Raw genomic sequence first — 24938 nt, 5'->3', positions numbered from 1 at the left:
CGGCCGCCGGGACGTCACCTGGACGTCACCGCGGCCCGCGCCGCTTCGCTGGTCAGCGGCCCAAAGGGGGCCGGTCAGCCGACCTCCGGGTCACCCTTCGTGTACGAGAGGCGCTCGACCTGGCCGGGTTCGAATTCGTTCTCGACCGGCTTGCCGTTCACGTACAGGTTGATCGCGCCCGCGTCACCGAGGATGAGGTCGATCTTCTGCTTGTCCTGGAACGTCTTGGCCTGGCCCTGCTCCAGGACGCCGTCGAAGAGGGTGCGGCCGCTGTGGTCCTTGGCCGAGATCCAGCTGCGGCCGTCGGCGGCGTCGACCTTGACCGTGACCTTGTCGCGGGGCACGCCCGCGATGGCGCTGTCCGACGGGTCGGGCTTGGGGTCGGCGGGCTTGTTGGGCTTGGGCTTGTCCGCGGGCTTGGTGGGGGCGGGCACGGAGCCCTCGGCGACCGACTTCGACCCACTGCTGTCGTCACCGCCGTTGAACGCGGTGAAACCGACGAAGCCGATCACCGCGACAATCGCGGCGACCATGGCGGCGGTCCAGTTCGGCCGGCGCGGATCGGAGCGGATGCGCTCGGCCTCGAAGAGGGGCGCCGCCGAGGTGGGCACAGGCGGGCGGCCGCCGTGCGCTGCGTCGTACTGCGCGAGGAGCGGCGCCGGATCGAGGTGGACGGCGCGCGCCAGCGTTCTGATGTGGCCGCGGGCGTAGACGTCGCCGCCACAGCGGGAGAAGTCGTCCTGCTCGATGGCGTGCACGATGGGGATGCGCACCCGAGTGGACGTGCTGATCTCGTCCACGGTCAGGCCCGCGTCGACGCGGGCCTGCCGCAGCGCGTGGCCGATCGAGGGCCGGTCGTCGGCCGGGGCGTCTTCGGCCTGGCGGTCGTCCGCCGGGCTGTCGTCGGCCGGGCCGGGGAGTCGGTCGAGGCGGTCGTCTGAAGGTCGGTCGTCTTCAGGGGAGTTGCCGATGGACACGGGGGCGCCTTTCGAGCGTGTAGCCACCTGCCGGAGGTTCAGTTTAGGGGGGTCCTGAAAGGGTGGGGCAACCGGACGGACGGACTTTGTACGCCATCGGAAGGGACGGACATCCTGATGGCGGCACATCGTGCCGTCCCGACATCACGCCGCCCTCTCCCTCAACTTGACGTACGCCGAAGGGAAACGGTTGCCTCCCGGATTCCTCAGGGCTGAGCCTCCCCGCGGATCACGGCGAGCACTCCGTCCAGCTCATCGGGCTTCACCAGGACGTCACGCGCCTTGGAGCCCTCGCTGGGGCCGACGATGGAGCGCGACTCCATGAGGTCCATCAGCCGTCCGGCCTTGGCGAAGCCGACGCGCAGCTTGCGCTGGAGCATCGACGTGGACCCGAATTGGGTGGATACGACCAGCTCAGCGGCCTGACACAGCAGGTCGAGGTCGTCGCCGATGTCCTCGTCGATCTCCTTCTTCTGCTTGGTGCCGACGGTCACGTCCTCGCGGAAGACGGGGGCCATCTGGTCCTTGCAGTGCTGGACCACCGCGTGGATCTCGTCCTCGGTGACGAAGGCGCCCTGCATTCGGGTGGGCTTGTTCGCCCCCATCGGCAGGAAGAGGCCGTCACCCTTTCCGATGAGCTTCTCCGCGCCCGGCTGGTCGAGGATGACGCGGCTGTCCGCGAGCGAGGAGGTCGCGAAGGCGAGCCGCGAGGGGACGTTCGCCTTGATCAGGCCGGTCACGACGTCCACGGAAGGCCGCTGGGTGGCGAGCACCAGGTGGATGCCGGCCGCTCGCGCGAGCTGCGTGATGCGCACGATCGAGTCCTCGACGTCGCGTGGCGCGACCATCATCAGGTCGGCGAGCTCGTCGACGATCACCAGTAGGTACGGATAGGCCTGAAGCTCCCGCTCACTGCCCTCGGGCGTCTTGAGCTTGCCCTCGCGCACGGCCTGGTTGAAGTCGTCGATGTGCCGGTAGCCGAACGCGGCCAGGTCGTCGTAGCGCAGATCCATCTCGCGTACGACCCACTGGAGCGCCTCGGCGGCCCGCTTGGGGTTGGTGATGATCGGCGTGATCAGGTGCGGAATGCCCTCGTACGCGGTGAGCTCGACGCGCTTGGGGTCGACGAGGACCATCCGTACGTCCTCCGGGGTCGCCCGCATCATGATCGAGGTGATCAGACAGTTGATGCAGGACGACTTACCGGAGCCGGTGGCTCCGGCGACCAGGATGTGCGGCATCTTCGCCATGTTGGCCATGACGTAGCCGCCCTCGACGTCCTTGCCGAGCGCGACCAGCATCGGGTGGTCGTCCTCGGCCGCGTCCGCGAGGCGCAGCACGTCGCCGACGTTGACCATCTCGCGGTCGGTGTTCGGGATCTCGATGCCGACCGCGGACTTGCCGGGGATCGGCGAGATGATCCGCACGTCCGGGGAGGCGACCGCGTACGCGATGTTCTTGGCCAGCGCCGTGATCTTCTCGACCTTCACGGCGGGGCCGAGCTCGATCTCGTAGCGCGTGACCGTCGGGCCGCGCGTGAACCCGGTGACGACCGCGTCGACCTTGAACTCCGTGAACACGTTCGTCAGGGAGGCCACGACCGCGTCGTTGGCCGCGCTGCGCGTCTTGCCGGGGCCGCCGCGCTCCAGGAGGTCGAGGGAGGGCAGCGCGTACGTGATGTCGCCGGCGAGCTGAAGCTGCTCGGCGCGTGCCGGCAGTTCGCGCGGGGTGTCGGGCGCGGACTTGGTGAGGTCCGGCACGACGCCCTCGGTGGCCGCCTGCGGCTTCTTCTTGAGCTTGCCGGGCACGGGGGCGTCCGTGGCGCGCGCGGGCGGTACAGGGGCCGTACGCGCGCGCTCCTCGCGCTCCTCACGCTCCTCCCGCTCGCCCGAGACGCCCTGCGTCAGATCGGCGACCAGCGGCGAGGGCGGCATGCCGTGCAGGACGGCGCCGTCCAGGTCGGCGGCCGCGGCGGCCGCCACGTCCACGGCGTCCATGGGCCGGCCGAGCTCCGGCTGTACGGGAGTCCTGCGCGGCCTGCGGCGCTTGGAGAGAGCCTCTTCCTCGACCTGGTCGGGAGCGTACGCGTCGGGGGCGGCGGTGCGCCGCCGCGAGGAGCGCGCGGGCAGGGCCTCGCGCCACTGCTCGTCGTAGCGCTCGTCGTCGTCGGAGAACGCGTCGGCCTCGGGATACGGCTGGATCACGCCCAGCTTGGTGCCGAGCAGCCGCAGGCGCTGCGGGATGGCGTTGACGGGCGTCGCCGTGACCACGAGCAGCCCGAAGACGGTGAGCAGCACCAGCAGCGGCACCGCGAGGATCTCGCCCATGGTGAAGATCAGCGGGGTGGAGGCGCCCCAGCCGATCAGGCCACCGGCGTCCCTTATCGCCTGCATGCCGTCGCTGCGGGCGGGCGAGCCGCACGCCACGTGGACCTGCCCGAGGACTCCGACGACCAGGGCGGAGAGGCCGATCACGATCCGGCCGTTCGCCTCGGGCTGCTCCGGGTGCCGGATGAGGCGTACGGCGATGGCGCCGACCAGCAGCGGCACCAGCAGGTCGAGGCGGCCGAAGGCGCCGGTCACCAGGATCTCGACGAGATCGCCGACCGGGCCCCGCAGATTCGACCAGGTGCCCGCCGCGACGATGAGCGCGACGCCGAGCAGCAGCAGCGCGAGGCCGTCCTTGCGGTGCGCCGGGTCGAGGCCCTTCGCGCCGCGCCCTATGCCACGGAACAGCGCGCCGACCGTGTGTGCGATGCCCAGCCAGACCGCGCGTACCAGGCGGTACAGCCCGCTGGTGGGGCTCGGGGCCGGCTTGGGGGCGGGCTTCTTCGCCACCGCCTTCTTGGCCGGGGCCTTCTTCGCGGGCGCCTTCTTTGCCGCGGTCTTCTTCGCGGGCGGCCTGCCTGCGGCCTTCTTCACCGGAGCCTTCGTCGGCGCGGCCGCCTTCTTCGCGGGCGTCTTCTTGGCTGCGGGCTGACGTGAGGCCATGGGTGTGAGGTTACCGTTGTCGACCACTGCGGACACGTGTGCCCTCCCCCGAGTTCTCGACTTCGCTCGAACAGGGGGGACCCCCACCTTCGCCCGTTTGTGTCGCCCTTGAGGACGCGGTGAACTGACGGGGGCTCACCGGGTCCGCGTGGCGACGCGCCGCGTCAGTTCTGCGAGGGGACCGAGGGGGCGCCGCTGCCGGTGCCTGGTTCCAGAGCGTCAAGAGCCCGGCGCAGGCCGGTTAGTTTGCGTTCGAGATGGGCGGCGGTGGCGACCGCGGCCGCGTCCGCCGACTCGTCGTCCAGCTGTTTGGAGAGCGCCTCGGCCTGTTCCTCGACGGCCGCGAGCCGCGCCGACAGCTCGGCGAGCAGCCCCGCCGGCTCCTTGGCGTCGCCCGCCGAGGCCTTGCCGCCGCCTTCGAGCTGGAGACGCAGCAGCGCCGCCTGCTCCCGCAGTTGGCAGTTCTTCATGTACAGCTCGACGAACACCGAGACCTTCGCGCGCAGCACCCACGGGTCGAACGGCTTGGAGATGTAGTCCACCGCTCCCGCCGCATAGCCACGGAAGGTGTGATGCGGTCCGTGGTTGATGGCGGTGAGGAAGATGATCGGGATGTCCCGGGTCCGCTCCCGCCGCTTGATGTGCGCGGCGGTTTCGAAACCGTCCATTCCTGGCATCTGCACGTCCAGCAGAATGACCGCGAAGTCGTCCGTGAGTAGTGCTTTGAGCGCTTCCTCCCCGGACGATGCCCGCACCAGTGTCTGATCGAGCGCAGAGAGGATGGCCTCCAGCGCCAGCAGATTCTCCGGCCGGTCATCGACCAGGAGGATCTTGGCCTTCTGCACCATGGCCCGCCCTCCTCGCCCCGGCGAAACACCGGGCGCCGCCCCAGAGGACGACTCCCTTGCGCCGCCCGTCCTTGTGCCGGTCATGGTAGCCGCACCCCGCCTGTCGCCACACCCTGTCACCGCGATGTCACTGTGCACGTAGCAGAAACGCGGTGGGAGACCAGAAGGTTCCCCGAATACCGCGGTTCTACACGACTCCGGCCACACTCTGTCAGCAACTCCGTGTGACGAAGCCGGTTCTCGGTCATTGACCGCGCATCCACTGCTCCATCACCGACAACAGATGATCCGGATCGACCGGCTTCGTGACGTAGTCGGAAGCTCCGGAGTCGATCGCCTTCTCCCGGTCGCCCTTCATCGCCTTCGCCGTGAGCGCGATGATCGGGAGCCCGGCGAACTGCGGCATCCTGCGGATCGCCGTCGTCGTCGCGTACCCGTCCATCTCCGGCATCATGATGTCCATCAGAACGACCGTCACGTCGTCGTGCTGTTCCAGCACTTCGATGCCCTCGCGGCCGTTCTCCGCGTACAGCACCGACAGGCCGTGCTGCTCCAGGACGCTGGTGAGCGCGAAGACGTTGCGGATGTCGTCGTCGACGATCAGCACCTTCTCGCCCTCGAAGTGGAAGCCCGGCCGCGCGGCCGACGCCTCCTGTCCCGCGGGCCACTGCTCCTGCGGCCTCTGGTCCTGGCCGCCGACCACCGGCTGCGCGGGCGGCTGTTCCGCCACGGACGTCCCGGACGCCGCGGCCGCCGCGCGCCGACGGCGCCGCAGGAGCGCCGCCGGGCCCGTCTGCGGCTCCTTCGGCACCGGCGAGCTGCGCGGGGGCCTCGGGGCCCGTAGGGCCGCTCTCCGCGGCGGGCAGCTCGGCCGTGGCGCGCGGGGGCGCGAGCTGCGCGTAGCCCTGCGGAGGCAGTTCGCTCGGGTGCAGGGGCAAATAGAGCGTGAAGGTCGAGCCGCGGCCCGGCTCGCTCTGGGCGTAGATCTCGCCGCCGAGCAGCCGTGCGATCTCCCGGCTGATCGACAGGCCGAGGCCGGTGCCGCCGTACTTCCGGCTGGTCGTCCCGTCGGCCTGCTTGAACGCCTCGAAGATGACCCGCATCTTGCTGGCCGCGATGCCGATGCCGGTATCGGTGACCGAGAAGGCGATCAGGTCGGCGCCCGCGTCCCGCAGCGAGCCCGCTTCCAGGAGCTGCTCGCGGATCGCGTTGGGCACGTCGTTGTTGGCGTGCCGGATCACCAGCTCGACCGCTCCGGAGTCGGTGAACTTCACCGCGTTCGACAGGAGGTTGCGCAGCACCTGGAGGAGGCGCTGCTCGTCCGTGTGCAGCGTCGCGGGCAGCTCCGGGGAGACGCGTACGGAGAAGTCGAGCCCCTTCTCCGCGGTCAGCGGGCGGAACGTGGCCTCTACGTAGTCGACGAGTTGCACCAGGGCGATGCGCGTCGGGGAGACGTCCATCTTGCCGGCCTCGACCTTCGACAGGTCGAGGATGTCGTTGATGAGCTGGAGCAGGTCCGAGCCCGCGCCGTGGATCGTCTCGGCGAACTCCACCTGCTTCGGAGTGAGGTTCGAGTCGGCGTTGTCGGCGAGCAGCTTGGCGAGGATCAGCAGGGAGTTGAGCGGTGTGCGCAGCTCGTGCGACATGTTCGCCAGGAACTCGGACTTGTAGCGCATCGAGACCGCGAGCTGCTCCGCGCGCTCCTCCAGGACCTGCCTGGCCTCTTCGATCTCGGTGTTCTTGACCTCGATGTCGCGGTTCTGCTGGGCCAGCAGCTCGGCCTTCTCCTCCAGCTCGGCGTTGGAGTCCTGGAGCGCCTTCTGCCGGCTCTCCAACTCGGCCGATCGTTCGCGCAGTTGCTCGGTGAGCTCCTGCGACTGCTTGAGCAGCACCTCGGTCTTCGTATTGACGCTGATGGTGTTGACGCTCGTCGCGATCATCTCGGCGATCTGGCTGAGGAAGTCCTTCTGGATCTGCGTGAAGGGCTGGAACGCGGCCAGCTCGATCACGCCGAGGACGGTCCCTTCGAAGAGCACCGGCAACACGATGACCTGCGCGGGCGGTGCCTCACCGAGGCCGGAGGCGATCCGCAGGTAGCCGGAGGGCGCGTTCTCCACGAGGATCGTCCGCCGCTCCTTGGCGGCCGTGCCGATCAGCGTCTCGCCGGGCCGGAAGGACGTCGGCATGGAGCCCATCGAGTAGCCGTAGCTGCCGAGCATGCGCAGCTCGTACGCGTCCTCGTTCTCGCCCCCGAGATCCTTGGCGTCGTCCGTGGGCATCGCCAGGAAGAACGCGCCGTGCTGCGCGGAGACCACCGGCGTCAGCTCGCTCATGATCAGCGAGGCGACGTCCTCCAGGTCCCGGCGGCCCTGCATCAGCCCCGAGATCCGCGCGAGGTTGCCCTTGAGCCAGTCCTGCTCCTTGTTGGCCAGGGTGGTGTCGCGGAGGTTGGCGATCATCGTGTTGATGTTGTCCTGGAGGACCTGGATCTCGCCCGCCGCGTCGACCTCGATCTTGAGGTTCAGATCGCCCCGGGTCACCGCGGTGGCGACCTTGGCGATGGCACGCACCTGCCGGGTGAGGTTTCCGGCCATCTCGTTCACGGACTCGGTGAGGTCGCGCCAGGTGCCGTCGACGTCACGCACGCGTGCCTGGCCGCCCAGCTGGCCCTCCGTGCCCACCTCGCGGGCGACCCGGGTGACCTGCTCGGCGAAGGACGACAGCTGGTCGACCATCGTGTTGATGGTGGTCTTGAGCTCCAGGATCTCGCCCCGGGCGTCGATGTCGATCTTCTTGGTGAGATCGCCCTTGGCGATCGCGGTGGTCACCATCGCGATGTTGCGGACCTGCCCGGTCAGGTTGGACGCCATCGAGTTCACCGACTCGGTGAGGTCCTTCCACGTACCGGAGACGCCCGGCACGCGCGCCTGGCCGCCGAGGATGCCGTCCGTGCCCACCTCGCGGGCCACGCGCGTGACCTCGTCGGCGAACGAACTCAGCGTCGTCACCATGGTGTTGACCGTGTCGGCGAGCTGCGCGACCTCGCCGCGCGCCTCGACCGTGACCTTCTTGGTGAGGTCGCCGTTGGCGACCGCCGCCGAGACCTGGGAGATGTTCCGCACCTGGCTGGTCAGGTTGTTGGCCATCAGGTTGACGTTGTCGCTCAGGTCCTTCCAGATGCCGGTGACTCCGGGCACCCGTGCCTGGCCGCCGAGCTGCCCCTCGGTGCCCACTTCGCGGGCCACGCGCGTGACCTGCTCGGCGAACGACGAGAGCTGGTCGACCATGGTGTTGACGGTCGTGACGAGTTCGAGGATCTCGCCCTTCGCGTCGACGGTGATCTTCTTGGAGAGGTCACCCATGGCGACGGCCGTGGTGACCTCGGCGATGTTCCGCACCTGGAGGGTGAGGTTGTTCGCCATGCCGTTCACGGACTGCGTCAGGTCCTTCCAGGTGCCCGAGACGCCCTGCACCTCGGCCTGGCCGCCGAGGATGCCGTCGGTGCCCACCTCGCGGGCGACCCGCGTGACCTGCTCCGCGAAGGCCGAGAGCTGGTCCACCATGGTGTTGAGGGTGTTCTTCAGCTCCAGGATCTCGCCACGCGCGTCCACGTCGATCTTCTGCGACAGGTCACCGCGCGCCACCGCCGTGGCGACCTGCGCGATATTGCGCACCTGGGCCGTGAGGTTGCCCGCCATGCCGTTCACGGAGTCCGTCAGGTCACGCCACACACCGGCCACGCCCGGCACCTGCGCCTGACCGCCGAGGCGCCCCTCGGTGCCCACCTCGCGGGCCACCCGGGTCACCTGGTCGGCGAAGGCGGAGAGCTGGTCGACCATCGTGTTGATGGTGTTCTTCAGCTCCAGGATCTCGCCACGCGCGTCGACCTCGATCTTCTGCGACAGGTCGCCGCGCGCCACCGCCGTCGTCACCTGCGCGATCTGACGTACCTGCGACGTCAGGTTCCCGGCCATGAAGTTGACGGAGTCGGTGAGGTCCTTCCACGTACCACTCACGCCGTCCACGCGCGCCTGGCCGCCGAGCCGGCCCTCGGTGCCCACGTCGCGCGCCATCCGCGTGACCTGGTCGGCGAAGGACGACAGCTGGTCCACCATCGTGTTCACGGTGTTCTTCAGCTGGAGCATCTCTCCGGAGACGTCCACCGTGACCTTCTGCGACAGATCGCCGTTGGCCACCGCCGTCGTCACCTGCGCGATGTTGCGCACCTGACCGGTGAGGTTGCGGAAGGCGGTGTTCACCGAGTCGGTGAGGTCCTTCCACGTACCGGCCGCGCCCTGCACCTGCGCCTGGCCGCCCAGCTCACCCTCGACGCCGATCTCCCGCGCCACCCGCGTCACTTCGGAACCGAAGGCGGAGAGCTGATCCACCATGGTGTTCACGGTGTTCTTCAACTCGAGCATCTCGCCCGCGACGTCGACGGTGACCTTCTGCGACAGATCGCCGTTGGCCACCGCCGTCGTCACCTGCGCGATGTCCCGCACCTGCGTGGTGAGGTTGCGGAAGACCGTGTTGACCGAGTCCGTCAGATCCTTCCAAGTGCCCGCCGCTCCCGGCACATTGGCCTGACCACCCAGCTGCCCCTCGGCACCGACCTCGTTCGCCACCCGGGTGACCTCGTCCGCGAACGTACGCAGCGTCTCGGTCATCTGGTTGATCGTCTCGGCGAGCTGGGCGACCTCGCCGCGCGCGCTCACCGTGACCTTCCGCGACAGGTCACCGTTCGCGACCGCCGTGGTCACCTCCGCGATGCCACGCACCTGGGCGGTGAGATTGCCGGCCATGAGGTTCACCGAATCGGTGAGGTCCTTCCACACGCCCGCCACACCCGGCACCTGCGCCTGGCCGCCGAGCTCGCCCTCCGTACCGACCTCGCGGGCGACGCGCGTCACCTCGGAGGAGAACGAGGAGAGCTGGTCCACCATCGTGTTGACGGTGTTCTTCAGCTCCAGCATCTCGCCCGCGACGTGAACCGTGACCTTCCGGGACAAGTCACCCTTCGCCACGGCCGTCGTCACCAGCGCGATGTCCCGTACCTGCGCCGTCAGGCGGTACGCCATGGTGTTGACCGAGTCCGTGAGGTCCTTCCACGAACCGGACATCCCGCGCACCCGGGCCTGCCCGCCCAGCTTGCCCTCCGTACCGACCTCGCTGGCCACCCGCGTGACCTCGTCAGTGAAGGTGGACAGCTGATCGACGAGGTTGTTGACCGTACGGCCGACCTTCAGGAACTCCCCGCGCAGCGGATGGCCGTTCCCGTCCACCCCTTGCGCCCGCAGCTCCATGCGCTGCTCCAGGTCACCCTCCGCCACCGCGGACAGGACCCGGCCGACCTCGGAGACGGGACGTACGAGATCGTCGACAAGGGCGTTCGACGCCTCGATCGCGGCCGCCCACGAGCCCTCGCTCGCTCCGCCCTCCAGCCGTTCCGTGAGTTTTCCCTCACGCCCGACCATGCGCCGGACCCGCGAAAGCTCACCGGTGAGGTGCAGATTCCGGTCGGCGACCTCATTGAAGACCGCGGCGATCTGCGACATGACGTCGTCGCCGGAGACCGTGAGCCGCTTGCGGAAATTGCCGTCCCGCATCGCCACCAGGGCCGCGAGCAGCCGGTTCAAGGCCGCCGCGTCCACGGAAGCAGTCGCCCCATTGCGCGGTTTGCGCTGTTTGTTCAGGGACTGTCCGTCTTTCGCGCGCGTCTTAGTGCCCCGCGTCGCTGCGCCAGACTCCACTGTGTCCCTCCCGCAAGGGTTGACCTACTGCTTGGGCTGCTCGAGCTGCCTTCATGAAGCCTGCCCAGTGTTTCACCATGGCAGAACCAGGCCATAACAGTTCGGCAGCTTCGCATACCGTCCGTACCCCTCCGGGCGGAAAGACCGACGACCGGCATCAGCATGGACGGCGAAGGTAAGTAACCTTGCATCCGGCTGTCCAACCACCCCGGTCCTGCCCGGCCAGGGCGGTGGTACACGAACAAGCGGGCATCGGAGGGGCGGCCGCACCATGGGTTCGGGAGAACTGGGCGTCGAGACAGTCAACACAGTCGAAACTGTGGAAACCGTCGAAACTCGTACGAGGAGTGCTGTGATCACCGCGCGTGCGGCTGCGACCTTCGACCCCGTCGGACGTTCCGTCGCGACGGCCCGCTCCTTCGTGCGCGACACCCTCCAGGGCTGGGGGTTCTCGGACATCATCGACGACGCCGTCGTCCTCACCAGCGAGCTCGTGACCAATGCCGTGGTGCACGCCGGCACGGCCGCCGACGTCCTGTGCCTGCGCAGCGAGGACGCCGTACGCATCGAGGTCTCCGACCGCTATCCGGAGCGCGAGATCCCGCTCCAGCAGTCTTCCGTGAACGTGGGCAGCCCCGACCGCGAGGGCGGCCGCGGCCTCCAGCTCTGCGCCGCGCTCGCCACCCGCTGGGGCGTCGACTACACCCCCACGCACAAGCTGGTCTGGTTCCAACTCGACCTCCCCCACCGCTCGGTGGGCACCCGCACCGCGGGCCCCGCCCTCCCGGCCGACCTCCTGCCGCTCGCCGACGGCAGAGTCCGCGTCGCCGTGATCCAGATCGACCGCGCAGGCGCGATCAACGCCTGGAACGAGGACGCAGAGGACCTCTTCGGGTACGCCGCCGAGCAGGTCATCGGCAAGCCCCTGAACGACCTGGCGGCCTGGCCCCACACCCCCGGCACCAGCACCGGCATCGCCGAGGCCCTCCAGCTCTCCCGCTGGGAGGGCAGCTACGGCATCCGCGGCTCCCACGGCCGCGTCATCCCCGTCTACGCCTCCCACCTGCGCGTCCGTGACAACGAGGGCGAGCCGTCCACGGTCTGTCTCCTCGTACGCGACGACGAGCGCGCCGTACTGCAGACCCCGCTCCGCGGCGCGACCCCCGAGCAGGGCACCCTCAGCGAGCCGAACGCCACGGACCCCTTCGAGGTCTTCATCGGCTCCCCCGCCCCCGAGGACCTCGACGGCCTGCTCCAGCGCACCGTCGAACGCGCCCGCGACATGCTCGACGGCGACGCGGCCTTCCTGCTCCTGGCCACCGACGACGAGACGGAGCTCGAGGTCCGCGCCTCCACCGGCCTGCCCTCGGCCCGCCAGCGCTTCGCCCGCGTCCCCGTGGAGGCGGGCCCCGGGCGATACGGCTCGGCCCGCATGCCGGCCGTCCACGAGGACCTCACCCTCGTCCCCGGCGCCGTCCCGCTGCTGGGCGGCACGGGCATGCGCTCCGTCGTCACGGTCCCCCTCAAGGTCGAGGGCCGTCTCACCGGCTCCCTCGGCGTCGCCGCGGAGGCCCCCGACCGGTACTCGAACGAAGAAGCCCTGCGCCTCCAGTTCGCCGCCGACCGCATCGCCCTCGCCGTGGAGTCCGCGCGCCTCGGCGAGCTGGAGCGGCTCCGCCGCGGCTCGCTCTCCTTCCTCGTCGAGGCCTCCGACCTCCTCGCCGGCACCCTGGACCGCGACCAGACCCTGGCCCTCATGGCCCAGATGACGGTCCCGACGCTCGCCACGTGGTGCGCCGTCTACACCATCGCCGACCAGTCCGCCGAGCCCTACCTCTCGTACGTCCTGCACGAGGACGAGGAGCGCATCGACGGCCTCAAGGCCCTCCTCTCCAAGATCGCCCCGCCCGACCCGGTCCCCACCCCGGGCGCCCGCGTCTGGGCCGCGCCCTCGGAGGCCGCCCACCAGGCGGCGCTGCGCACGTCCATGCGCAGCCTGGGCCTCGGCGAACCGATGACCCTGGGCTCCGGCATCGGCACCACCTTGTCCACGGCATCCGCGGTGGGCGGCGAGACGGTGGTCCTGCCGCTGGTGGCCCGCAACCGCGTCATCGGCATGCTCACGCTCGGTAAGCCCTCCGACGAGCACTTCCGCCAAGAGATCCTCGAATTGGCCGAAGATCTCTCCCGCCGGGCGGCCCTGGCCCTGGACAACGCCCGCCTCTACTCCGAGCGCATGGCCATCAGCCAGTCCCTCCAGCGCAGCCTGCTGCCGCCCGGCCTTCCGCAGGTCCCGGGCGTGGAGGTCGATGTCATCTACCGCGCGGCCGGCGAGGGCAACGAAGTCGGCGGCGACTTCTACGACCTCTTCCCGATCCGCGACGGCGCGTACGGCTTCGCGATCGGCGACGTCTGCGGCACCGGCCCGGAGGCCGCCGCCGTCACGGGCCTCGCCCGGCACGCCCTGCGCTTGCTCGCCCGCGAGGGCTTCGGCGGCCCCGCGGTCCTGGAGCGCCTGAACGCCGCGATCCTCGACGAGGGCGCCCGCAGCCGCTTCCTGACACTCCTGTACGGCGAGTTGTGGCCCTAGGAGGACGGCTCCGCGGTCCTGAAGATCGTCTGCGCCGGCCATCCGCTGCCGCTGCGCCTGCGCCAGGACGGCACGGTCGAGCCGTACGCCGAACCGCAGCCGCTGCTCGGCGTCATGGACGACCTCGAACTGTACGAGCAGACGATGACGCTCGACCCGGGCGACGTCCTGCTCTGCGTGACCGACGGCGTCACCGAGCGCCGCGAGGGCACCCGCATGCTCGGCGACGACGGCCTCGCGGACGTCCTGACGACCTGTACGGGCCTGACGGCCGGCGCGGTGGCGGCCCGCATCATGCGCGCGGTGGAGCGCTTCGCGTCGGACGCCCCGTCGGACGACATGGCCATCCTCGCGATGCGCGTCCCCGGCCTCGACAAGGACTGAGCGCTCCGGGGCACCTCCAGGCGCCCCGGACCACAGCACAGCGAGCAACGCCTGAACGCGAAGAAGGCCCCCGCCCAACCGGGCGGAGGCCTTCATCCGTTGAGCCCCCAAGCGGAATCGAACCGCTGACCTTCTCCTTACCATGGAGACGCTCTACCGACTGAGCTATAGGGGCCTGCTGTCCTTCGCGGTTTCCCGCGCGGCAACGGAATAGATCATACCTGAAATCCGTGCCCCTCCGAACCGCCCATTCCTCTGGACCACCTGCCCGGGCACTGTCACCCTGCGCGCATGCCGACCCGACGTACGACACGTCCGCGCTCCGCCGCATCCCTGGCGATCGCAGCCCTGCTCCTGCCGCTCACGGCCTGCGGATCCGACGCCAAAGAGACCCCGGGCCCGCGCCCCTCGAAGAAGCCGGCAGCCGCGGAGATCCCGCGCCCCGGCGACCACAAGGTCACGCTCTCCTGGAAGGGCGAGAAGCGCGTCTACACCGTCCACGCCCCACCCGGTTATACGCGTTCCGAGAAGCTTCCCCTGGTCGTCGCCATGCACCCTTATCCGGCTGACGGAAAGGCCATGGCGGCGATCAGCGGTCTGAACGCCAAGGCTGACGACGAGAACTTCCTCGTCGCTTACCCCGACGGACTCAACCGGGGCTTCAATGCCCTCATCTGCTGCGGGACCGAGGACGACGTCGGCTTCATCCGTACGCTCACGACAAGGCTGACCAAGACCTGGAACGCCGATCCGTCCCGCATCTACGCCACGGGCATCTCGAACGGCGGCGACATGTCGTACAAGCTCGCGGTGGAGCTCCCCGACACCTTCGCGGCCATCGCCCCTGTCAGCGGCGGCTATCTCGGTACCGACGCGGAGAAGGCCTCGTACATGCCGAAGACCCCGGTCTCGGTGATCACCTTCATCGGCGGTCTCGACGAGCACTACGGGGGAATGGACGCGGGCGTCGACTCCTGGCAGAAGCGCCTGTCCTGCGATCCTCGCGAACCCCAAAAGCTCAAGAACGGAATCAGGAAGACGACCGCCACATGCCGCGACGGCTCGGACGTCATCGTCTATCGACTGCCCGAGATGGGCCACTCCTGGCCGGGCGGCACGGGCGGCAGCATGTCCGACCCGCAGGCCGGTGTCGATGCCACCGACCTGATATGGGAGTTCTTCAAATCCCAAACCAAGAAGGCGACCTAGAAAGCGGGTTGGAGAAGCCCTCCGAGGGCGTTGCAGGCGGAGACGACGCGTTGCAGCTCGCGCCGCGACATCGACGCGTCGACGGGCAGCGCCAGCGTCTCGTCCGCGGCCCGCTCGGTCTCGGGCAGGCATACGTCCCTGCGGAACTGCGGCAGCCGGTGCACCGGAGTCTTCACGGGCACCCAGCAGTTGACTCCCTTGGCCCGTACCGCGCGCGCGAACGCGTCCCGGTCCGGCCGCCCGTTCCCGGGCACGCGCACCACGTACTGCTGATAGCTGTGCCCCTCACCGGCGTCCGGCGTCATGACTCCACTGAGCCGCCCGCTGAGGTACGCGGCGTGCGCCCGCCGGCGCTCCATGCCTTCGTACGGAGCTTCCGACTCGCCCTGCTCCAGGACGAGGAACCCTTGCCGGTCCCCCAGGTCCCGCAGGCGCCGCACGTCGGCCTGGCTCCCGAAGCGGTGTACGACGATGACGGCGGCCGTACGCGGGGTCACCACGGCGGCCACGGCGTCAGGGTCGAGGCAGTACGTCGCCGGCTCTATGTCGGCGAAGACCGGCAGCGCTCCGGCCCGGACCACGGCCTCGGCGATCTCGGCGTTCCCGTAGGCGGGCACGACGACCTCGTCACCGGTGCCGACACCGGCGGCGCGCAACATTCCAACTGTCCCCATGTCTGCGGATGTTGGCTGCACAACGTGAACGGCAAGTGACGCAAAACAAAAAAGAGCTGGTCCCTGAACCGAAGTTCAGGGACCAGCTCTATCAAGATGAGTTCGGCGGCGTCCTACTCTCCCACAGGGTCCCCCCTGCAGTACCATCGGCGCTGTGAGGCTTAGCTTCCGGGTTCGGAATGTAACCGGGCGTTTCCCTCACGCTATGACCACCGAAACACTATGAAACTGTCAACCGCACCATGCGTGACCACACATGGGGTTGTTCGTGGTTTCAGAACCAACACAGTGGACGCGAGCAACTGAGGACAAGCCCTCGGCCTATTAGTACCAGTCACCTCCACCCGTTACCGGGCTTCCAGATCTGGCCTATCAACCCAGTCGTCTACTGGGGCCTTAACCCCTCAAAGGGGTGGGAATACTCATCTCGAAGCAGGCTTCCCGCTTAGATGCTTTCAGCGGTTATCCTTTCCGAACGTAGCCAACCAGCCATGCCCTTGGCAGGACAACTGGCACACCAGAGGTTCGTCCGTCCCGGTCCTCTCGTACTAGGGACAGCCCTTCTCAATATTCCTACGCGCACAGAGGATAGGGACCGAACTGTCTCACGACGTTCTAAACCCAGCTCGCGTACCGCTTTAATGGGCGAACAGCCCAACCCTTGGGACCGACTCCAGCCCCAGGATGCGACGAGCCGACATCGAGGTGCCAAACCATCCCGTCGATATGGACTCTTGGGAAGATCAGCCTGTTATCCCGGGGTACCTTTTATCCGTTGAGCGACGGCGCTTCCACAAGCCACCGCCGGATCACTAGTCCCGACTTTCGTCCCTGCTCGACCCGTCGGTCTCACAGTCAAGCTCCCTTGTGCACTTACACTCAACACCTGATTACCAACCAGGCTGAGGGAACCTTTGGGCGCCTCCGTTACTCTTTGGGAGGCAACCGCCCCAGTTAAACTACCCATCAGACACTGTCCCTGATCCGGATCACGGACCGAGGTTAGACATCCAGCACGACCAGAGTGGTATTTCAACGGCGACTCCACACACTGGCGTGCATGCTTCACAGTCTCCCACCTATCCTACACAAGCCGAACCGAACACCAATATCAAACTGTAGTAAAGGTCCCGGGGTCTTTCCGTCCTTCTGCGCGAAACGAGCATCTTTACTCGTAGTGCAATTTCACCGGGCCTATGGTTGAGACAGTCGAGAAGTCGTTACGCCATTCGTGCAGGTCGGAACTTACCCGACAAGGAATTTCGCTACCTTAGGATGGTTATAGTTACCACCGCCGTTTACTGGCGCTTAAGTTCTCAGCTTCGCACACCCGAAAGTGCACTAACCGGTCCCCTTAACGTTCCAGCACCGGGCAGGCGTCAGTCCGTATACATCGCCTTACGGCTTCGCACGGACCTGTGTTTTTAGTAAACAGTCGCTTCTCGCTGGTCTCTGCGGCCACCCCCAGCTCAGAGTGCAAGACTCATCACCGGTGATGGCCCCCCTTCTCCCGAAGTTACGGGGGCATTTTGCCGAGTTCCTTAACCATAGTTCACCCGAACGCCTCGGTATTCTCTACCTGACCACCTGAGTCGGTTTAGGGTACGGGCCGCCATGAAACTCGCTAGAGGCTTTTCTCGACAGCATAGGATCATCCACTTCACCACAATCGGCTCGGCATCAGGTCTCACCCTCATGTCATCCGGATTTGCCTAGATGACGGGCTACACCTTACCCCAGGACAACCACCGCCCGGGCTGGACTACCTTCCTGCGTCACCCCATCACTCACCTACTACCACCTTGGGTAAGCGGCTCCACCACTTTCCTTTCCCCGAAGGGTCGGAACAGCTTCACGGCCTTAGCATTAATGGGCTCGATGTTTGACGCTTCACAGCGGGTACCGGAATATCAACCGGTTATCCATCGACTACGCCTGTCGGCCTCGCCTTAGGTCCCGACTTACCCTGGGCAGATCAGCTTGACCCAGGAACCCTTAGTCAATCGGCGCACACGTTTCTCACGTATGTATCGCTACTCATGCCTGCATTCTCACTCGTGAACCGTCCACCACTGCCTTCCGGCGCAGCTTCACCCGGCACACGACGCTCCCCTACCCATCCCAGCGGGCGTTGGCCCTCATGCTGGAATGACACGACTTCGGCGGTACGCTTGAGCCCCGCTACATTGTCGGCGCGGAATCACTAGACCAGTGAGCTATTACGCACTCTTTCAAGGGTGGCTGCTTCTAAGCCAACCTCCTGGTTGTCTGTGCGACTCCACATCCTTTCCCACTTAGCGTACGCTTAGGGGCCTTAGTCGATGCTCTGGGCTGTTTCCCTCTCGACCATGGAGCTTATCCCCCACAGTCTCACTGCCGCGCTCTCACTTACCGGCATTCGGAGTTTGGCTAAGGTCAGTAACCCGGTAGGGCCCATCGCCTATCCAGTGCTCTACCTCCGGCAAGAAACACACGACGCTGCACCTAAATGCATTTCGGGGAGAACCAGCTATCACGGAGTTTGATTGGCCTTTCACCCCTAACCACAGGTCATCCCCCAGGTTTTCAACCCTGGTGGGTTCGGTCCTCCACGACCTCTTACAGCCGCTTCAACCTGCCCATGGCTAGATCACTCCGCTTCGGGTCTTGAGCGCGCTACTAAATCGCCCTATTCGGACTCGCTTTCGCTACGGCTTCCCACACGGGTTAACCTCGCAACACACCGCAAACTCGCAGGCTCATTCTTCAAAGGCACGCAGTCACGAGGATGGAGCAAGCTCCATCCCGACGCTCCCACGGCTTGTAGGCACACGGTTTCAGGTACTATTTCACTCCGCTCCCGCGGTACTTTTCACCATTCCCTCACGGTACTATCCGCTATCGGTCACCAGGGAATATTTAGGCTTAACGGGTGGTCCCGCCAGATTCACACGGGATTTCTCGGGCCCCGTGCTGGGTGTCTCTCAAACGAGCCGCTGATGTTTCGACTACGGGGTCTTACCCTCTACGCCGGACCTTTCGCATGTCCTTCGTCTACATCAACGGTTTCTGACTCGTCTCACAGTAAGCAGACTATGAAGAGAGATCCCACAACCCCACGACGCAACCCCTGCCGGGTATCACACGTCGTAGGTTTGGCCTCATCCGGTTTCGCTCGCCACTACTCCCGGAATCACGGTTGTTTTCTCTTCCTGCGGGTACTGAGATGTTTCACTTCCCGCGTTCCTCCACACTGCCTATGTGTTCAGCAGCGGGTGACAGCCCATGACGACTGCCGGGTTTCCCCATTCGAAACCCCGGATCAAAGCCTGGTTGACGGCTCCCGGGGACTATCGTGGCCTCCCACGTCCTTCATCGGTTCCTGGTGCCAAGGCATCCACCGTGCGCCCTTAAAACTTGGCCACAGATGCTCGCGTCCACTGTGCAGTTCTCAAACAACGACCAACCACCCATCACCCCACCAGCAAAACCAGTGAGTGTACTGGGGTCGGCATTGAGGTCGGGAACAAGCCCGTACCCTCAGATACCCAACAGCGTGCCCGACACCCTTCACCGCTCCCTCAACTTTCCACGCTCCGAAGAGCAGTACTTGCAGGAGAAGACAACCAAGAGTGCCGAGTAGTCAACGTTCCACCGCATGAGCAACCACCGTCGATCGTTTGCCGACGTAGTGGCCTCTGAACCAAGCAAGCTTGGCTTAGAAGTGCTCCTTAGAAAGGAGGTGATCCAGCCGCACCTTCCGGTACGGCTACCTTGTTACGACTTCGTCCCAATCGCCAGTCCACCTTCGACAGCTCCCTCCCACAAGGGGTTGGGCCACCGGCTTCGGGTGTTACCGACTTTCGTGACGTGACGGGCGGTGTGTACAAGGCCGGGAACGTATTCACCGCAGCAATGCTGATCTGCGATTACTAGCAACTCCGACTTCATGGGGTCGAGTTGCAGACCCCAATCCGAACTGAGACAGGCTTTTGAGATTCGCTCCGCCTCGCGGCTTCGCAGCTCATTGTACCTGCCATTGTAGCACGTGTGCAGCCCAAGACATAAGGGGCATGATGACTTGACGTCGTCCCCACCTTCCTCCGAGTTGACCCCGGCAGTCTCCTGTGAGTCCCCATCACCCCGAAGGGCATGCTGGCAACACAGAACAAGGGTTGCGCTCGTTGCGGGACTTAACCCAACATCTCACGACACGAGCTGACGACAGCCATGCACCACCTGTATACCGACCACAAGGGGCACCATCTCTGATGCTTTCCGGTATATGTCAAGCCTTGGTAAGGTTCTTCGCGTTGCGTCGAATTAAGCCACATGCTCCGCTGCTTGTGCGGGCCCCCGTCAATTCCTTTGAGTTTTAGCCTTGCGGCCGTACTCCCCAGGCGGGGAACTTAATGCGTTAGCTGCGGCACCGACGACGTGGAATGTCGCCAACACCTAGTTCCCACCGTTTACGGCGTGGACTACCAGGGTATCTAATCCTGTTCGCTCCCCACGCTTTCGCTCCTCAGCGTCAGTAATGGCCCAGAGATCCGCCTTCGCCACCGGTGTTCCTCCTGATATCTGCGCATTTCACCGCTACACCAGGAATTCCGATCTCCCCTACCACACTCTAGCCTGCCCGTATCGACTGCAGACCCGGGGTTAAGCCCGGGCTTTCTAACTCGACGTGACAAGCCGCCTACGAGCTCTTTACGCCCAATAATTCCGGACAACGCTTGCGCCCTACGTATTACCGCGGCTGCTGGCACGTAGTTAGCCGGCGCTTCTTCTGCAGGTACCGTCACTTTCGCTTCTTCCCTGCTGAAAGAGGTTTACAACCCGAAGGCCGTCATCCCTCACGCGGCGTCGCTGCATCAGGCTTTCGCCCATTGTGCAATATTCCCCACTGCTGCCTCCCGTAGGAGTCTGGGCCGTGTCTCAGTCCCAGTGTGGCCGGTCGCCCTCTCAGGTAGCTACCCGTCGTCGCCTTGGTGAGCTTCTACCTCACCAACAAGCTGATAGGCCGCGGGCTCATCCTGCACCGCCGGAGCTTTCAACACACTCAGATGCCTGAGCGTGTGTTATCCGGTATTAGACCCCGTTTCCAGGGCTTGTCCCAGAGTGCAGGGCAGATTGCCCACGTGTTACTCACCCGTTCGCCACTAATCCCCACCGAAGTGGTTCATCGTTCGACTTGCATGTGTTAAGCACGCCGCCAGCGTTCGTCCTGAGCCAGGATCAAACTCTCCGTGAATGTTTTCCCGTAATCGGGATGAACACCACGAGCGGAACCAAGGAGAGAATAATCTCCCGGTTCACAGCGTCCTCGCTGTGTCGCCTGCACGATCGAATTGCCGTACAGGACTTTTTCAAAGGAACCTCAACTCACCGAAGTGAGTCGGGGTATCAACATATCTGGCGTTGACTTTTGGCACGCTGTTGAGTTCTCAAGGAACGGACGCTTCCTTTGTACTCACCCGCAGACCTTGTCTGGGGCTTTCCTCCGGGCGCTTCCCTTCGGTGTTTCTTTTGTTCTTGCGTTTCCGACTCTATCAGACTCTTTCGTGTCCGATTCCCTCGGCGCCTTTCCGGTTCCCGCTCCGGCCTTTCGGCTTTCGCGTTTCCCTTTCCGGCGGCTCCGACTTTATCAGAGATTCTGAGTCGGAATTCCCGCCCCGTTCGGGTTGGGCCCCTCGCACGTGAGTGCGCGGTGCTTCCCGGTTGGGCGGAGCCGTAAACCTAACGGAGCGGGGCGCCCCGATGCAAATCGAGGCGCCCCGCTCCGTGGATCACGCGGTCAGGAGGGTCAGACCTCCACGACGACCGGCAGGATCATCGGGCGTCGGCGGTAGTTGTCCGAGACCCACTTGCCCAGCGTGCGGCGGATGAGTTGCTGCAGCTGGTGGGGCTCGACGACGCCGTCCTGGGCCGACTTCTCCAGGACTTCCTGGATCTTCGGGGTGACGGTGGTGAAGACCCCGTCGTCGATGCCCGAGCCGCGAGCCTGGATGTGGGGACCGCCGGTGATCTTGCCGGTGCTGGAGTCCACCACGACGAAGACCGAGATGATGCCCTCGTCCCCGAGGATCTTGCGGTCCTTCAGCGCGGGCTCGCCGACATCACCGACGGAGAGGCCGTCGACGTACACGTATCCGGCCTGGACCTTGCCGACGATCTTGGCCTTGCCCTCGATGAGGTCGACGACGACGCCGTCCTCGGCGATGACGATGCGGTCGTGCGGGACGCCGGTGAGGGCGCCGAGCTCGGCGTTGGCGCGCAGGTGGCGCCATTCGCCGTGGACCGGCATCAGGTTCTTGGGCTTGCAGATGTTGTAGAAGTACAGCAGCTCGCCGGCCGAGGCGTGGCCGGAGACGTGCACCTTCGCGTTGCCCTTGTGGACGACGTTGGCGCCCCAGCGGGTCAGGCCGTTGATCACGCGGTAGACCGCGTTCTCGTTCCCGGGGATCAGGGACGACGCCAGGATCACCGTGTCGCCCTGGACGATGCGGATCTGGTGGTCGCGGTTGGCCATGCGGGACAGCGCGGCCATCGGCTCGCCCTGGGAACCCGTGCAGACCAGGACGACCTCGCTGTCGGGCAGGTCGTCGAGGGTCTTGACGTCGACGACGAGGCCCGGCGGCACGCGCAGATAGCCGAGGTCGCGGGCGATGCCCATGTTGCGGACCATCGAGCGGCCGACGAAGGCCACTCTGCGGCCGTACTCGTGGGCGGCGTCCAGGATCTGCTGGATGCGGTGCACGTGGCTGGCGAAGCTGGCCACGATGATGCGCTTCTGGGCACCGGCGAAGACACCGCGGATCACGTTCGAGATGTCGCGCTCGGGCGGTACGAAGCCCGGGACCTCGGCGTTCGTCGAGTCGGAGAGGAGAAGGTCGATGCCTTCCTCGCTCAGCCGCGCGAACGCGTGCAGGTCGGTCAGGCGGCCGTCCATCGGCAGCTGGTCCATCTTGAAGTCGCCGGTGGCGACGACCATGCCCGCGGGAGTGCGGATGGCGACGGCCAGGGCGTCCGGGATGGAGTGGTTGACCGCGATGAACTCGCAGTCGAACGGGCCCAGGTGCTCGCGGTCGCCCTCGACGACCTCGAGCGTGTACGGACGGATGCGGTGCTCCTGGAGCTTCGCCTCGATCAGCGCGAGGGTCAGCTTGGAGCCGATCAGCGGGATGTCCGGCTTCTCGCGCAGGAGATAGGGGACGCCACCGATGTGGTCCTCGTGGCCGTGCGTGAGGACGATGCCCTCGATGTCGTCGAGGCGGTCCCTGATGGACGTGAAGTCCGGCAGGATCAGGTCGATTCCGGGCTGCTCCTCCTCCGGGAAGAGCACTCCGCAGTCGACGATCAGCAGGCGACCGTTGTACTCGAAGACGGTCATGTTGCGGCCGATCTCGCCGAGGCCGCCGAGCGGGGTGACCCGCAGGCCGCCCTTCGGGAGCTTCGGCGGGGCGCCGAGTTCAGGATGCGGATGACTCAAAAGACTCTCCTCACCACGCGCGCCACGTACCTCCGGGGCACGTGGCGCGTATGACGTTCGTGCAGTAGCAGTTGTTGTTCGGGACGTATTCAGTTGTGAAGTCTGTGGTTAAAGCTGTACCCCGCCGGCCGCGAGGTCGATCTTGAGCTGTGCCGTCTCCTCGGGCGTCAGCTCCACCATCGGCAGGCGGAGCGGACCGGCGGGGCGGCCCTGGAGGGCGAGCGCCGCCTTCGTCGTGATCACGCCCTGCGTGCGGAACATGCCGGTGAAGACCGGGAGCAGTTTCTGGTGGATCTCCGTGGCCTTCTGGACGTCGCCCGTGAGGTGCGCCTCCAGCATCGCGCGCAGTTCGGGCGTGACGACGTGGCCGACGACGGAGACGAAGCCGCATGCGCCGACCGAAAGGAGCGGGAGGTTCAGCATGTCGTCGCCGGAGTACCAGGCGAGGCCCGAGCGGGCGATGGCCCAGCTGGCGCGGCCGAGGTCGCCCTTGGCGTCCTTGTTGGCGACGATGCGGGGGTGCTCGGCGAGGCGGACGATCGTCTCGGTGTTGATCGGTACGCCGCTGCGGCCCGGGATGTCGTACAGCATGACCGGCAGACCGGTGCTGTCGGCGATCGCCGTGAAGTGCCGGAGGAGGCCCTCTTGCGGGGGCTTGTTGTAGTACGGCGTGACGGTCAGGAGGCCGTGGGCGCCGGCCTGCTCGGCGGCGCGGGCGAGCTCGATGCTGTGGCGGGTGTCGTTGGTGCCGACGCCCGCGACGACGTGGGCGCGGTCTCCGACGGCGTCCAGTACGGCTCGTACGAGATCGTTTTTCTCCGCGTCACTGACGGTCGGGGACTCACCGGTGGTGCCGTTGATGACGAGGCCGTCATTGCCTGCGTCCACCAGGTGGGCGGCGAGCTGCTGCGCGCCGTCGAGGTCGAGTGCGCCGTCCGCCTTGAAGGGCGTGACCATGGCGGTGAGGACCCTCCCGAAGGGGGTCTGCGGAGTGGAGGTCGGAGCCATGGGTAACACGCTACTCGCTGCTCAGCGCGGGGTCCCCCCTCGGGGGACGTGAGCGGACCTGTCAAGTGAGGACCCGGCACTGCCTGCTCGGGGGTTCAAGCAGTGCCGGATCCGTTTGATCAGGCTAGATGAACTTCACGAAGTGCCGCAATACGGACACTTCGCTCCGCGCATCCGTACATCAGTGCCTTACGGCGCCACGCGTCCGTTCTTGTTGAAGGCCGCATGGGTGAGCGGCATCAGTTCCGCCCAGTGCTGCTCCATCTTCTCGCCGACCATCTCGATCTCCCGCTGCGGGAAGGAGGGGACCTTCGCGAGCTCGTGCTGCGTGCGGAGGCCAAGGAAGTGCATCAGCGAACGGGCGTTGCACGTCGCGTACATCGAGGAGTAGAGCCCGACGGGGAGCACCGCTCGGGCGACCTCGCGGGCCACGCCGGCGGCGAGCATCTCCTGGTACGCCTCGTACGCGTGGCGGTAGGAGTCCTCCATGACGCGGCCCGTCAGCTCCTGCTGGGCCTGCGTGCCCTCCACGAAGACGTACTTGCCGGGGCGGCCTTCCTGGACCAGCTTGCGGGACTCGTCGGGGACGTAGAAGACGGGCTCCAGCTCCCTGTAGCGCCCCGATTCCTCGTTGTACGACCAGCCGACGCGGTGCCGCATGAACTCGCGGAAGACGAAGATGGGGGCGCTGATGAAGAACGTCATCGAGTTGTGCTCGAAGGGGCTGCCGTGGCGGTCCCGCATCAGGTAGTTGATCAGGCCCTTGGAGCGCTCCGGGTCCTTCTGGAGCTCGTCGAGCGACTGCTCGCCCGCCGTGGAGACCCGGGCGGCCCACAGGACGTCCGAGTCGGTTGCGGCGTGCTTCACGAGCTCGACGGTGACCTCGCTGCGGAAGCTGGGCTTGAGGTCTTCGGTGGGGGTCTCGCTCACAGGCGGGGGTCCTTCCATGTGCATCACTCGGGCGGCGCCCACTCTATGGCCCGGCACCGACAATCGGCCGTTCGGTGACCCGCCACGACATTCTTCGACTAATTTGC

Annotated in this window: 8 protein-coding genes, 1 tRNA gene, 3 rRNA genes and 2 pseudogenes; 2 read left to right on the top strand and 12 right to left on the bottom strand. The window is 66.3% G+C overall.

The features are described from left to right. Window positions 1-74: 74 nt before the first annotated feature. From KKZ08_RS28445 to KKZ08_RS28430, 4 genes and pseudogenes are all read right to left on the bottom strand, one after another. A complete protein-coding gene (locus tag KKZ08_RS28445; protein ID WP_223777138.1) occupies window positions 75-977 on the bottom strand; it encodes a RodZ domain-containing protein in 903 nt (300 codons plus the stop codon). Between the two features lie 206 nt (window positions 978-1183). Further along, window positions 1184-3967 carry a DNA translocase FtsK gene (locus tag KKZ08_RS28440; RefSeq protein ID WP_223777137.1) on the bottom strand — a complete coding sequence of 928 codons (2784 nt, stop codon included), beginning with the start codon at window positions 3965-3967 and terminating at the stop codon, window positions 1184-1186. Window positions 3968-4131: 164 nt separating this feature from the next. Next, window positions 4132-4815 carry a response regulator gene (locus tag KKZ08_RS28435; protein ID WP_223777136.1) on the bottom strand — a complete coding sequence of 228 codons (684 nt, stop codon included), beginning with the start codon at window positions 4813-4815 and terminating at the stop codon, window positions 4132-4134. A gap of 244 nt (window positions 4816-5059) precedes the next feature. Continuing rightward, window positions 5060-10466, bottom strand: a pseudogene (locus KKZ08_RS28430) (HAMP domain-containing protein). Between the two features lie 451 nt (window positions 10467-10917). On the opposite strand from KKZ08_RS28430, the pseudogene KKZ08_RS28425 reads away from it, so the two are divergent. Next, window positions 10918-13539, top strand: a pseudogene (locus KKZ08_RS28425) (SpoIIE family protein phosphatase). 102 nt (window positions 13540-13641) lie between these two features. Here KKZ08_RS28425 and KKZ08_RS28420 read toward each other — a convergent pair. Further along, window positions 13642-13714: transfer RNA gene (locus tag KKZ08_RS28420), tRNA-Thr, on the bottom strand. Window positions 13715-13830: 116 nt separating this feature from the next. Here KKZ08_RS28420 and KKZ08_RS28415 point away from each other — a divergent pair. Then, complete coding sequence (locus KKZ08_RS28415; RefSeq protein ID WP_223777135.1) at window positions 13831-14748, top strand: PHB depolymerase family esterase; 918 nt, start codon at window positions 13831-13833, stop codon at window positions 14746-14748. Here the strand turns inward: KKZ08_RS28415 and KKZ08_RS28410 are convergent. The 7 genes from KKZ08_RS28410 to thyX all read right to left on the bottom strand — a co-directional run bounded on the left by KKZ08_RS28410 (window position 14745) and on the right by thyX (window position 24831). Then, the gene (locus tag KKZ08_RS28410) at window positions 14745-15407 is read right to left on the bottom strand and encodes a DegT/DnrJ/EryC1/StrS family aminotransferase (RefSeq protein ID WP_263303409.1); all 663 of its coding nucleotides are present in this window, start codon (window positions 15405-15407) and stop codon (window positions 14745-14747) included. The two genes, KKZ08_RS28415 and KKZ08_RS28410, sit on opposite strands and share 4 nt — an antisense overlap. 115 nt (window positions 15408-15522) lie before the next feature. Continuing rightward, a 5S ribosomal RNA gene (gene rrf, locus KKZ08_RS28405) occupies window positions 15523-15639 on the bottom strand. A gap of 86 nt (window positions 15640-15725) precedes the next feature. Then, a 23S ribosomal RNA gene (locus tag KKZ08_RS28400) occupies window positions 15726-18825 on the bottom strand. A gap of 311 nt (window positions 18826-19136) precedes the next feature. Then, window positions 19137-20655: ribosomal RNA gene (locus KKZ08_RS28395) — 16S ribosomal RNA — on the bottom strand. The 16S, 23S and 5S rRNA genes sit together here, the layout of an rRNA operon. Before the next feature lie 552 nt (window positions 20656-21207). After that, window positions 21208-22893 carry a ribonuclease J gene (locus tag KKZ08_RS28390; protein WP_223777133.1) on the bottom strand — a complete coding sequence of 562 codons (1686 nt, stop codon included), beginning with the start codon at window positions 22891-22893 and terminating at the stop codon, window positions 21208-21210. Between the two features lie 108 nt (window positions 22894-23001). Further along, window positions 23002-23901, bottom strand: a complete 900-nt coding sequence (gene dapA / locus KKZ08_RS28385; RefSeq protein ID WP_223777132.1) for a 4-hydroxy-tetrahydrodipicolinate synthase — start codon at window positions 23899-23901, stop codon at window positions 23002-23004. Between the two features lie 189 nt (window positions 23902-24090). After that, window positions 24091-24831 carry an FAD-dependent thymidylate synthase gene (gene thyX / locus KKZ08_RS28380; protein ID WP_223777131.1) on the bottom strand — a complete coding sequence of 247 codons (741 nt, stop codon included), beginning with the start codon at window positions 24829-24831 and terminating at the stop codon, window positions 24091-24093. Window positions 24832-24938 lie beyond the last annotated feature (107 nt).

This window comes from Streptomyces sp. 135, assembly GCF_020026305.1.
In the GTDB taxonomy this organism is placed as follows: domain Bacteria; phylum Actinomycetota; class Actinomycetes; order Streptomycetales; family Streptomycetaceae; genus Streptomyces.
This window is presented reverse-complemented; position numbering and strand designations above follow the sequence as displayed.

Coding starts and splice junctions, on each gene's coding strand:
- KKZ08_RS28440 (WP_223777137.1), bottom strand. CDS start 3,967: ATGGCCTCACGTCAGCCCGCAGCCAAGAAGACGCCCGCGAAGAAGGCG.
- KKZ08_RS28435 (WP_223777136.1), bottom strand. CDS start 4,815: ATGGTGCAGAAGGCCAAGATCCTCCTGGTCGATGACCGGCCGGAGAAT.
- KKZ08_RS28415 (WP_223777135.1), top strand. CDS start 13,831: ATGCCGACCCGACGTACGACACGTCCGCGCTCCGCCGCATCCCTGGCG.
- KKZ08_RS28410 (WP_263303409.1), bottom strand. CDS start 15,407: ATGTTGCGCGCCGCCGGTGTCGGCACCGGTGACGAGGTCGTCGTGCCC.
- dapA (WP_223777132.1), bottom strand. CDS start 23,901: ATGGCTCCGACCTCCACTCCGCAGACCCCCTTCGGGAGGGTCCTCACC.